Origin of the sequence: Cupriavidus sp. SK-3 (genome assembly GCF_000611145.1) — a bacterium.
Classification (GTDB): domain Bacteria; phylum Pseudomonadota; class Gammaproteobacteria; order Burkholderiales; family Burkholderiaceae; genus Cupriavidus.
The window spans coordinates 24108-35291 of the sequence record NZ_JFJV02000269.1; the positions used below are offsets into that span (position 1 = coordinate 24108).

The window sequence follows — 11184 nt, forward strand, 5'->3', positions numbered from 1 at the left end:
GCCGCGCTGGAACGCCTGTTCGCCGCCCAGCCGCAGGGCCGCCAGCAAGCCGATCCCGCCTTGTTGTATGCGCGCGCGCTGGCCGCCTCGAACGCGCCGGGCACGCGCGCCGCATTCGAGCAGGCGCTCACCTGCGCCAGTGACGCCGCCGCGCGCTGCCTGTTCGCCGACTGGCTGACGGCGCAGGGCACGCCGGCCGACCGCGAGCGCGCCCAGGCGCTGTACGCCGAGATCGTGCACGACGGCAAGCACTGGCCGCGCCACGCCCGCGAGCACAATAGCGAATGGCTGCGGCGTGCCCAGAGCGCGCTCGGCAAGGCGTGAGCTGAACGATCCGGCGCGGGCCTTCGCATCGCGGGGCCATCGCCTGCCACCGTATCAAGTGCCGCCTACGCGCGCGGCACACTGACTTGTTATCTCCTGACCACCATGACTCTTCTCAAACGCAAATCGATCGAAGCCGAGGCCTCGCGCCGTCCCGCGCGCGGCACGCGCAGCCGCGGCGGCGCGCAGGCAGCGCCGCGCGAGGAAAAGCGCATGACGCCGCGCTTCGCGCCGGTGACGTTCTCCGAAATGGAAGGCGTGCGCTACCTGCATTTCGGTACCGAATGGGTGCAGGGCGCGATGCGCCTGCGCAAGCCCGATGCCATCGAGCTGGAGTATGCGCAGCAGATGATGGCGTGGCTGCTGTTCCTGTCGCCGTCGGCGCCGGATTTCCACGTGGTGCAACTGGGTCTGGGCGCGGCCGCGCTGACCAAGTTCTGCCATCGCCAGTTCAGCCGCGCGCGCGTTACCGCGGTGGAGCTGAATCCGTCCGTGATCGTGGCCGGGCGCAGCATGTTCGGCCTGCGCGAGGACGACGAGCGCCTTAGCGTGCGTGAGCAGGATGCCTGGGACTACGTGATGGACGGCGCCCACACCGGCGCTCTCGATGTCCTGCAGGTCGACCTCTACGACGCCACCGCGCGCGGACCGGTGCTGGACACGACAGCCTTCTACAAGGCCTGCCGCCGCGTGCTGAAAGCACCGGGCGTGATGACCATCAACCTGTTCGGCGACCACGACAGCTTTCCCAAGAACATCGTGCGGATCTGCGAAGCCTTCGACAACCGCGTGCTGGTGTTCCCCGAGGTGCACGACGGCAATGTCATTGCCCTGGCCTTCAACGGGCCGGCGATCGATGTGTCGTGGGATGTGCTGGAAGCGCGCGCCAAGGTGGTGGAGGACAGCACCGGCCTGCCAGCGCGCGACTGGGTGAAGAAACTGCGGGCGGCGAATGCGCGGCAGGAGGACGGTTTGCGGATCTGAGGCGGCTGCCTTGCCGCTTGCGGCGCCGGCCCTCGCCGCCGGCGCCGAAAGCAGGGAGCGCTTCAGCGCTCTGCCTTACTGCTTGTGGAAGAACTGGGCGAGCGACCATTCGTCGGTACGCGCTTCATATTTCAGATCCTTGCGCATTGCCCACATCGCCAACTGGCTATGTGAAGGAACAATGGCATGATCCGCCAGCGCAAACTTGGCCGCGATCCGCGCATTTTCCTCCCGCGCCTTGTCGCTGCTCACCGTGGTCAGCGATTTCTCGATCAGCTGGTCAAGCTGTGTATTGCTGTACTTGCCCCAGTTCCACGTTCCGTATCCCGTCTTGGGGTTCGGCGTCCCGGTGATCGAGCGCAGCGCCACGTCGGCCGCCGCCGACCCCCAGCCCAGCATCTCGAACGCAAAGTCTCCCTGGCGCGCGCGCGTGAAGTACGCGGCCACCGGCAGTGTCTCCACCTTGGTCTGGATGCCGATGCGCGTCAGCATGCTGGCGGTAGCCTGCGCCACCGCGGCATCGTTCAGGTAGCGGTTATTGGTGGCGTGCAGCGTCAGGCCAAAGCCATCCGGATAGCCCGCCGCTGCCAGCAGCTTCTTCGCGCCTTCGGGGTCATAGGCCTCGGGCTTGGTGCCGGGATGGCCAAAGATCTGCGGCGAGACGATCGAGGAGGCCGGCACGGCCAGCCCTTCCATGATGCGGTCGACGATGGCGTCGCGGTTCAGCGCCTTGCTGATCGCGGCGCGCACGCGTGCGTCCTTGAACGGATTCTTGCCGAGCGGCTTGCCGGCCTTGTCGGTGACGAAGGGCGGGTTGTCGCGCGACTGGTCCATCTGCCAGAAGATGGTGCGCCACGAGACCTGCTGCTCGATGCGGAACTTGGGGTTCTGCCTGAGCCTGGCCACGTCGGCGGAGGGCACGCTTTCGATCACGTCCACGTCGCCGGACAGCAGCGCCGCGCTGCGCGCGCCGTTGTCGGTGATGATGCGGAAGATCGCACGGTCCCATTCGACCTTGGGACCCCAGTAGTCGGGGTTCCTGGCCATCACGATTTCCTGCCCGCGCGCGAAGCGCACGAACTTGAAGGGGCCGGTGCCGATCATCGCCTTGCCCGAATCGAAATCCGCCTGGGTCAGCGTGGCCGCGATCTTCTTCGGCATGATCGGCACGCTGTTGAGGTCGTTGGCCAGGTTGGCGTAGTTGGGCACGCTCATGGTGAGGCGCACGGTGAGCGGGTCGGGCGTGTCAATGCGCGCGATCGGCTTGGTGTAGCTGGTGAAGGAGCCCGGGCTATTGGTGAGTTTGTCCGGGCGCTCCAGCGAGGCCTTGACGTCTTCGCTGGTGAACGGCGTTCCGTCGTGCCATTTCACGTTGGGGCGCAGCTTGATTTCCCAGGTGATGGCGTTGACCGCCTTCCATGACAGCGCCAGGCCGGGGATGTAGCGGGCGTTCTTGTCCATGAACACCAGTGACTCGAAGATGTGCAGGGCGATAGCGTTGTTCGGTCCGGCGTTGTTCCACTGCGGGTCCATCGAGGTCACGTCGGCGGACAGGCCGATGCGCAGGTCTTCGGCCTGCGCCGCGCCGGCGGGCAGCAGCATCAGCGCGGCGCCGCCGAGCACGAGTGCGGCGCCGGCTTGCAGCAGCGCGCGGCGCGGCATCAGGGGGGCAAGGACGTCAGGCGGGCTTGACGGAGCGCCGGCAGGGCGATCCGCGGTGCGGGCTGGAAGGCTGCGGCTAAGGCGTGTTGCGGGCATCGGGATGCGCTCCTCGTACGGGCCGGCCCTCGGGAGGGGAGGGCGTCGGCGGGTTCTCAGATGGGGTGGCGGCTCCGGCTTGCTCGCCTGAATCTCCACCCGGCTGCCCGCATTGTGCCGCCAAAACGACATCGGTGTGCGATACGGGCGTCATATGCTTATGCTCCCGGCAACGGGTGGCGCATGTCCATGGCTTGCGCCGCCTGCCTGTCCCCGCGCCTGCCCGCAGCCGGTAGAATTCCGCCCATGTTCGCCAACTCCCGCACCATCACCTCGGCCCAGGCCGATGTCCACGACCACCTCGCGGCGCGTGTCGCCCGCCACCTGGCCGAGCCCTTTCGCAAGCCGATCGGCGAGCCCAGCCGGCGCGCGCTCGATCTTGCGCTGCAGCAATGGCAGCAGGCCGGCGCCGCGCCGCTGATTCTCGACGCAGGCTGCGGCGTGGGGGAGAGCACCTTGCGCCTGGCCACGGCGTTTCCCGGTCATTTCGTGATCGGCGTGGACCAGTCGGAGAAGCGGCTGACCGGCGGCAAGGACTGGTGGGAAGGGCCGATGCCGGCCAATTTCGCCTGGGCCCGTGCCGACCTGGTCGATGTCTGGCGGATGCTGCAGGCGGATCGCATCCCGGTGGAGCGCCATTACGTGCTGTATCCCAACCCCTGGCCCAAGATCGGCCACCTGGGGCGGCGCTGGCAGGGCCATGCGGTGTTCCCGGCGCTGGCTGCGTGCGGAGACTATCTGGAGTGCCGCAGCAACTGGCAGGTCTATATCGATGAGTTTGCCCAGGCGCTGGCGCTGGTTGGCCGGCCGGCGCGGGTCGAGTCCTGGCGGCCGGCCGAGGCCATCACGCCGTTCGAGCGCAAGTACGCCGCCTCCGGCCATGCGCTGTGGCGCTGCGTGAGCGAGCCCGCGGCAACCTGACACCGGGAGCCGGGAGCAGGGAAACAAAACGGCCCCCGCCAGGCGGGCCGCCGGGGGGGGGGGGGCCGGTCGGTGAGGCGGGTGGAGAAACGCTCAGTGGAACAGCGGCTGCTGCGTGGGCGCGTCTTCCGGCAGTTCGGCGTGCACGATCTCGCCCGAGCGGTCCGCGTAGAGCGGCGTGCCGCAGTCTTCGCAATACTCGGGGTCGAACAGCGCGGCGTGACGGAATATGTCTTCGACCCCCGCGTTGCGCAGTTCCTCGCAGATCTGCTCCAGCGGGTTGTCCTTCTCGCTGGCGTCGATCTCGCCGGACTCGCGGCCATACACCGGCCAGACGATGCCGTAGATCACATCCTTCTCGCCGCGCATGGTAAAGCCGACGCGGTACTCCTCGACTTCCTCCTCGCCGAAGGCCGCCACCACGGCGGCCATCTGGCCGGCGGGTACGTCCAGCGTGCCGCACAGGTAGTTGACGGCGGCGCGCACGGTGAGCGGGCGGATGCTCTTGTCGGACTCGCGGCAGGACAGGAAGAAGGCGTCGGGCAGCAGCAGCTCGAACTCGCAGCCGGGCATCAGCAGCGCGATCGAAGGCTGGACCTGGGTGCGCCATTGCTCCAGGCACACCGTGCGCTCGGCATGGTGTTCCTTGGCGTCCTCCTGCCAGCGGAACAGTGCTTGCTCGTGCGGTGCCACCACCACGGCCAGCAGGTAGCGCGGATCGGCCAGGATCGGCGCGGTCTCCGGCAGGTCGCGCAGATCGACCTTGGGCGTGGTGCCGGCCATGGCGGCCGAAACCAGCTTGTAGGTCAGGGCAAAGGTATCGCTGTGCGTGCGCGGCAACTGGTCGATGCTGTACAGGTAGGGCGACAGCGCCATCTTGGTATTGGTCGCCAGCACATGCGCCTGCATGTGCACCGCCAGGGTCTGCGACAGCTCGGGCTTGAGCGCGCCGGACGGGATGGCGTAGCGGGTGTGGGCCAGGATGGGGGCGGCGATCAGCAGGGCGTCGTAGCTGACGCCGTCGATTTCGACGGTGGCCGACTCGGCCAGGGTCTCGGCTTGTTCGGCGAGCACGTCGGAGGCGTCGGCGTTGTGCTTGAACAGGTGTTCGAGCGCGGCGTCGAGGGCGGACTGGCTGCCGTTTTTCAGGAGCCGGCCCAAGCGCAGCGAGAGCCGCCGCTCCCAATACCCATCCTCCATGCGGCTGCCCGAGGCATCGAGCGCGAGCGCATCGGCCACCAGACGCTCGGCGTCAGGCGAAAGACGTTGGGAAGCCTTGGGGCGAAAACCTGCCATAAGTCGAAATCATCCGTTTTTCGGTAAAACGGTATTCTACTCGCTGCGTTGACAAAAAAAGCCGCCAGGTGCCGGGCGGCTGTTCTGCGTGATGCCGGACAGGCTTGCGCGGAGCCTCGAAGCGCCGGGGCTGTTACTTCTGCGCGGGCGCTTGCGGGGTCTCCGGCGCGTGGGTTTCCACGCCGTGCTGCTCGCCGCCCATCGAAATGTCGCCGCCCTTGGACAGCATATAGAGTGCCGCGCCGGCGATGACGACGAATGCGATGAAAATCTTTGCCATGGTGTCTCCTGTGCGTTTGAGGCGGGCAGGCCGACATGGCTGCCCCGCGCGATGCTGTGTTCTTGTTGATGCATCGGAGTGTGGCAGGGCAGGCTTGCGTGGAACTTACACCGGGGCATGCCTGGGGTAAGCCTGGGTCAAGCGGCGGTGGCTGCGCTTTTAGCCCGGCTGCCGGGCTCGCAGGGCGCTATGGCAGGTAAGCGCCGCAGCAAAGAAAAACGCCGCTGGCCATGTCCTCCGTAGAGGCGCACGGCCAGCGGCGTCACCCCAAGGCCCCTGAGGGCCCCGGGCTTGCCGGTCAGGCGGCCAGCAACTGACGCAGCACGAACGGCAGGATGCCGCCGTGGTTGTAGTAGTCGACTTCGATCGGGGTGTCGATACGCAGCAGCACCGGCACGCGCTGCACGTCGCCGTTTGCGCGCTTGATCACCAGCGTCACGTCCTGCTGCGGCTTCAGGTCGCCTTCGATGCCTTCGATGTCGAACGTCTCGTTGCCGACGATGCCCAGCGTCTGCACGCTGTCGCTGCCCTTGAACTGCAGGGGCAGCACGCCCATGCCGACCAGGTTGGAGCGGTGGATGCGCTCGAAGCTGCGCGTGATCACGGCCTTCACGCCCAATAGCTGGGTGCCCTTGGCGGCCCAGTCGCGCGAGGAGCCGGTGCCGTACTCTTCGCCGCCGAACACCACGGTGGGCGTGCCTTCGGCGATGTACTTCATGGCGGCGTCGTAGATCGACATTTCGTCGCCGGTGGGCTGGTGCAGCGTGACGCCGCCTTCCACGCGGGAGCCGTCGGGCTTGACCGGCAGCATCAGGTTCTTGATGCGCACGTTGGCAAAGGTGCCGCGCATCATGACCTCATGGTTGCCGCGGCGCGAGCCGTAGCTGTTGAAGTCCGCCTTGAGCACGCCGTTGGCCAGCAGGTACTTGCCCGCGGGCGACGATTCCTTGATCGAACCAGCCGGCGAGATGTGGTCGGTGGTCACGGAATCGCCAAAGACGCCGAGCGCGCGCGCATTGCGCACGCTGGCCTGGGTCGCGGCCGGTTCCATGCCGAAGCCTTCGAAGAAGGGCGGCTCGGCGATATAGGTGGACTTCGGCCAGTCGTAGACCTGGCCCTTGGTGCCCTTGACCTTGGCCCACAGCTTGCTCGGCTTCTTGACCTGCTCGTAGTTGACCTTGAAGACCTTGGCGTCCATGGCGTACTTCATCAGCGCATGGATTTCTTCCGAGGTCGGCCAGATGTCGCCGAGGTAGATCTCGCGGCCGCCCTTGCCCGTGCCCACCGGCTCGGTCATCAGGTCGCGCGTCACGTTGCCGGCGATGGCGTAGGCCACCACCAGCGGCGGCGAGGCCAGGAAGTTGGCGCGGATATTCGGGTGGATGCGTGCCTCGAAGTTGCGGTTGCCCGACAGCACGGCGGCCGCAACCAGGTCATTCTTGGTGATCGCCTCGTTCAGTTCCGGTGTCAGGTCGCCGGCATTGCCGATGCAGGTGGTGCATCCGTAGGCGGTCACGCCGAAACCCAGCTTGTCCAGGTAAGGCAGCAGGCCGGCGGCCTCCAGGTACTCCGTGACCACGCGGCTGCCGGGGGCGAGCGACGTCTTGATGTGCGGCGCAACCTTGAGGCCGGCTTCCACCGCCTTCTTGGCCAGCAGGCCAGCGGCCAGCAGCACGCTCGGGTTGGAGGTATTGGTGCATGACGTGATGGCGGCGATCAGCACGTCGCCGCTCTTCACGTTGACGCCGTCCGTCGTGGTGTAGGTCTTGTCCAGTTCGGCGATGTCCTTGTTGAACCCGTTCTCGGCGGTCGGCTTGGCGAACAGCGAGGCAAAGGTGGACTTGACGTTGCCGATCTCGATGCGGTCCTGCGGGCGCTTCGGGCCGGCCAGCGAGGGGGCCACGGTGCCGAGGTCCAGCGTGACCACATTGGTGTAGTCGATCTCGCCTGCCTTGGGGATGCCGAACATCTTCTGGGCGCGGAAATAGCCTTCGAAGGCGGCGATTTCCTCTTCGGTGCGGCCAGTGCCCTTGAAATAGTCGATGGTCTTCTCGTCAACCGGGAAGAAGCCCATGGTGGCGCCGTATTCCGGCGCCATGTTGCCGATGGTGGCGCGGTCAGGCAGCGCCAGGCTGGCGGTGCCTTCGCCGAAGAACTCGACGAACTTGCCGACCACTTTCTCGCGGCGCAGCATTTCGGTGATGGTGAGCACCAGGTCGGTCGCGGTCACGCCTTCGCGCAGGCGGCCCTTCAGTTCCACGCCGACCACGTCGGGCGTCAGGAAGTAGACCGGCTGGCCCAGCATGCCGGCTTCCGCCTCGATGCCGCCCACGCCCCAGCCCACCACGCCGATGCCGTTGATCATGGTGGTGTGGCTGTCGGTGCCGACCAGGGTGTCCGGGTAGTACACGCCGTCCTTCTTGTGCACGCCGCGTGCCAGGTACTCCAGGTTGACCTGGTGCACGATGCCGAAGCCCGGCTGCACCACGCCGAAGGTGTCGAAGGCCTGCATGCCCCACTTCATGAACTGGTAGCGCTCGTTATTGCGCTGGAATTCCAGTTTCATGTTCAGGTCCAGCGCATTCTTTTCGCGGAAGTGGTCGATCTGCACGGAGTGGTCGACCACCAGGTCCACCGGCACCAGGGGCTCGATCTTCTTCGGGTTCTGGCCCATCTTCTCGGCCACGTTGCGCATGGCCGCCAGGTCGGCCAGCAATGGCACGCCGGTGAAATCCTGCAGCACCACGCGCGCCACCACGAAGGGGATCTCGTCGACGCGCTCGGCGACGGGCTTCCAGTTGGCAAGCTGCCTGACGTGTTCTTCAGTGACCTTCTTGCCGTCGCAGTTGCGCAGCACCGATTCCAGCACGATGCGAATCGATACAGGCAGGCGCTCGACCGCTACGCCAAGTGCCTTGCCCAGTTGCGGCAAGGAATAGAACTGACCCTTTCCGGACGGGCCGGTCTTGAATTCTTTCAGAGTCTTATTGAGATTGTGGGGCATTGCCTTACTCCAATCGAAGGATGGTGCGGACTAGCTTGTGGACTCGTAAATCTGCGTTTCGCCGCCGGCGGCCGCTGAAACTAGCCTGCCTCGCGGCGCCCGGCGCCGTGACGGCGCCGTTGTTCATGCCTACTTCCTGCTGCTTGCGTTGTGTTTTCTTGCTTTTCTTGCTGAAGGATTCTTGCTGATCTGCTTTGCTGCTGCGTGGCATTACCAATGTACGCGCCGCGTGGATTTTAGGGCAAGCCGGCGGGCCCCGTCAGCCTGCCAGGCCCGGTTCATCCGTTTTTTTCCGCAGCTCAGATCACGTACAGGTCGACGTACTCGTTGACCGGCATCGCTTCCAGGCGGGCCTGGTCCAGCGACACGGCCAGGATGGCCTGCTGCTGCCTGGCCGGGAAGCGGCGCGCCAGGTTGGTCTTGAACTTTTCCACCAGCAACGGGATGCCATCGTCGCGGCGGCGCTTGTGGCCGATCGGGTATTCCACCACCACTTCCGGGAGCACCGTGCCGTCGCTCAGTTCCACAGTCAGCGCATTGGCGATCGAGCGCTTTTCCGGGTCGTGGTAGTCGGCCGTGAAGTGGGCGTCCTCCACGCACACGATCTTGTCGCGCAGTGCGTCGATGCGCGGGTCTGCCGCGACCTTGTCTTCATAATCCTCCGCGGTCAGGCGGCCGAACAGCAGCGGCACCGCCACCATGTACTGGATGCAGTGATCGCGGTCGGCCGGGTTGGCCAGCGGGCCCTTCTTGTCGATGATGCGGATGCAGGCCTCATGGGTGCGGATGGTGACTTTCCCGACATCGGCTGCCGTCTTGCCCGCGGCGGCCAGCTGGCCGTGCAGGGTCATGGCGGCTTCCACTGCGGTCTGCGAGTGGAATTCAGCGGGAAAGGAGATCTTGAACAGCACGTTCTCCATTACGTAGGAGCCGTACGGGCGCTGGAACTTGAAGGGCTGGCCCTTGAACAGCACGTCGTAGAAGCCCCAGCCCGTGGCACTGAGTACCGAGGGATAGCCCATCTCGCCGGTCCTGGCGATCAGCGCCAGGCGCACGGCGCGGCTGGTGGCGTCTCCCGCGGCCCAGCTTTTGCGGCTGCCGGTGTTGGGGGCGTGGCGGTAGGTGCGCAGCGACTGGCCATCGACCCAGGCGAGGGACACGGCGTTGATGATCTCGTCGCGGGTCAGGCCCAGCATCTGCGCGACGACAGCAGTGGAGGCCACCTTGACCAGCACCACGTGGTCCAGGCCGACCTTGTTGAAGGAGTTTTCCAGCGCGATGCAGCCCTGGATCTCGTGGGCCTTGATCATGCCGGTGAGCACGTCCTTCATGGTCAGCGGCTTGCGCCCGGCGGCCACATTGTTGCGCGAGAGCCAGTCGGCGGTGGCGAGGATACCGCCGAGGTTGTCCGAGGGATGGCCCCATTCGGCGGCCAGCCAGGTGTCGTTGAAATCGAGCCAGCGGATCATGGCTCCGATATTGAAGGCCGCCTGGACCGGGTCGAGCTGGAATTGCGTGCCGGGCACCTTGGCGCCGTTGGGGACCATCGTGCCGGGCACGATCGGGCCCATCAGCTTGGTGCAGGCCGGGTATGACAGGGCTTCCAGGCCGCAGCCGAGGGTATCGATCAGGCAGTTGCGGGCCGTGTCGTAGGCAAGCGCGCTCTTGATCTGATAGCGGGTGACGTAGTCGACAATGTCGACCAATACCTTGTCAGGTTCCGGACGAACGTTTGGAACGTGTGCGGACATGGGGTCCCCTCGGGTATTTGTGCTTCCTGGTGCCCATGGGCATGGCCGGGCGATGCCCGGCTATGTCACCTTGTTACTGCTTCGGCGCGGCATCGGCTGCCGGGGCCGGCGGGGCGACCAGCAGGGGGGTGGCTACCGGGGCACGCAGTGCGCCTGCCTGGGTCGGCGCCGAGCCGCCAGCCTGCATGTCCGCGGTCTGGCACTCGTCGGCCAGGCGCTGGCCGGCGTTTTTGTTGAACAACATGGCCTTGCTCGGGATCACGACCAGGTCCAGGCCGGAGCGGGCGTCGAAATAGCGGTCGGCGCCGGTCACGGTGGACAGGCGCGGCAGGCGGTATTCCTTGCCCTCCCAGTTCACGGTGATGACTTCGTCACGCTGCATATTGCCGCCGATGTACAGGACATGGCCCAGTTCGCACTGCCATTTTTCGCCTTTCGGCACGGCTGCGGTTTCAGTGGTTGCCGCCTTCTTGGCCGGGGCCTTCTTGGCAGGAGCCTTCTTGGCGGGAGCAGCCTTCGTGGCCGGATCCTGGGCCGTCGCGACGCCGGCGGTGGTCAGCGTGAATGCGCCGATACAGGCGGCGAGGACAAGTTGCTTCATTCTGTGGGTTCCTTCTGGAGTTGGGTCAAAGGCGGTGGATTGCCGGCTGAGGCCGACAGACACATAGCCGCCGCTATTCTCTACGATTTGAAAGTCAGGGCGTAGTACCCCTACCATCGGTTACACAATTGGGCATCGCGGCGGGCCCGGTCAAGCCTGTGTTGCTTCATGGTAGGACGGTTTTCCGATTATTTACGCTTGCCGATCGGCACGAACTTCAGGTTCTCCGGTCCGGTGTAGTTGGCGCTGGGGCGGATGATCTTGT

Annotated in this window: 8 protein-coding genes and 1 pseudogene; 3 read left to right on the forward strand and 6 right to left on the reverse strand. The window is 66.0% G+C overall.

The features are described 5' to 3' along the window. Positions 1 to 324: pseudogene (locus tag CF70_RS38420) on the forward strand (hypothetical protein); the annotation flags it as partial. A gap of 105 nt (positions 325 to 429) precedes the next feature. Further along, positions 430 to 1308, forward strand: coding sequence for a spermidine synthase (locus CF70_RS29595; RefSeq protein ID WP_035873905.1), 879 nt, complete (start codon positions 430 to 432; stop codon positions 1306 to 1308). Between the two features lie 75 nt (positions 1309 to 1383). Here CF70_RS29595 and CF70_RS29600 read toward each other — a convergent pair whose 3' ends face one another. Then, the gene (locus CF70_RS29600; protein WP_035873907.1) at positions 1384 to 2970 is read right to left on the reverse strand and encodes an ABC transporter substrate-binding protein; all 1587 of its coding nucleotides are present in this window, start codon (positions 2968 to 2970) and stop codon (positions 1384 to 1386) included. A gap of 342 nt (positions 2971 to 3312) precedes the next feature. Here CF70_RS29600 and trmB point away from each other — a divergent pair, with 342 nt between their 5' ends. Beyond that, positions 3313 to 3987: a tRNA (guanine(46)-N(7))-methyltransferase TrmB gene (gene trmB / locus CF70_RS29605; RefSeq protein WP_200876835.1), complete on the forward strand. Its 675-nt coding sequence runs from the start codon at positions 3313 to 3315 to the stop codon at positions 3985 to 3987. Positions 3988 to 4080: 93 nt separating this feature from the next. Here trmB and CF70_RS29610 read toward each other — a convergent pair whose 3' ends face one another. The 5 genes from CF70_RS29610 to CF70_RS29625 all read right to left on the reverse strand — a co-directional run bounded on the left by CF70_RS29610 (position 4081) and on the right by CF70_RS29625 (position 10919). Further along, positions 4081 to 5283 carry a DUF2863 family protein gene (locus CF70_RS29610; RefSeq protein WP_035873909.1) on the reverse strand — a complete coding sequence of 401 codons (1203 nt, stop codon included), beginning with the start codon at positions 5281 to 5283 and terminating at the stop codon, positions 4081 to 4083. A 133-nt stretch (positions 5284 to 5416) separates the two neighbouring features. Continuing rightward, positions 5417 to 5563: a hypothetical protein gene (locus CF70_RS37125; protein ID WP_017224713.1), complete on the reverse strand. Its 147-nt coding sequence runs from the start codon at positions 5561 to 5563 to the stop codon at positions 5417 to 5419. Positions 5564 to 5861: 298 nt separating this feature from the next. Beyond that, a complete protein-coding gene (gene acnA, locus CF70_RS29615; protein WP_035873912.1) occupies positions 5862 to 8567 on the reverse strand; it encodes an aconitate hydratase AcnA in 2706 nt (901 codons plus the stop codon). 299 nt (positions 8568 to 8866) lie between these two features. Next, on the reverse strand, positions 8867 to 10318 hold the full coding sequence (locus tag CF70_RS29620; protein WP_035873922.1) for a bifunctional 2-methylcitrate dehydratase/aconitate hydratase: 1452 nt from the start codon (positions 10316 to 10318) through the stop codon (positions 8867 to 8869). Positions 10319 to 10391: 73 nt separating this feature from the next. Further along, positions 10392 to 10919, reverse strand: coding sequence for a hypothetical protein (locus tag CF70_RS29625; RefSeq protein ID WP_035873932.1), 528 nt, complete (start codon positions 10917 to 10919; stop codon positions 10392 to 10394). Between the last annotated feature and the right edge of the window lie 265 nt (positions 10920 to 11184).

What these genes read in the sequence shown, in the direction of transcription:
- CF70_RS29595 (WP_035873905.1), top strand. Translation starts at nt 430, where the DNA reads ATGACTCTTCTCAAACGCAAATCGATCGAAGCCGAGGCCTCGCGCCGT.
- CF70_RS29600 (WP_035873907.1), bottom strand. Translation starts at nt 2,970, where the DNA reads ATGCCGCGCCGCGCGCTGCTGCAAGCCGGCGCCGCACTCGTGCTCGGC.
- trmB (WP_200876835.1), top strand. Translation starts at nt 3,313, where the DNA reads ATGTTCGCCAACTCCCGCACCATCACCTCGGCCCAGGCCGATGTCCAC.
- CF70_RS29610 (WP_035873909.1), bottom strand. Translation starts at nt 5,283, where the DNA reads ATGGCAGGTTTTCGCCCCAAGGCTTCCCAACGTCTTTCGCCTGACGCC.
- CF70_RS37125 (WP_017224713.1), bottom strand. Translation starts at nt 5,563, where the DNA reads ATGGCAAAGATTTTCATCGCATTCGTCGTCATCGCCGGCGCGGCACTC.
- acnA (WP_035873912.1), bottom strand. Translation starts at nt 8,567, where the DNA reads ATGCCCCACAATCTCAATAAGACTCTGAAAGAATTCAAGACCGGCCCG.
- CF70_RS29620 (WP_035873922.1), bottom strand. Translation starts at nt 10,318, where the DNA reads ATGTCCGCACACGTTCCAAACGTTCGTCCGGAACCTGACAAGGTATTG.
- CF70_RS29625 (WP_035873932.1), bottom strand. Translation starts at nt 10,919, where the DNA reads ATGAAGCAACTTGTCCTCGCCGCCTGTATCGGCGCATTCACGCTGACC.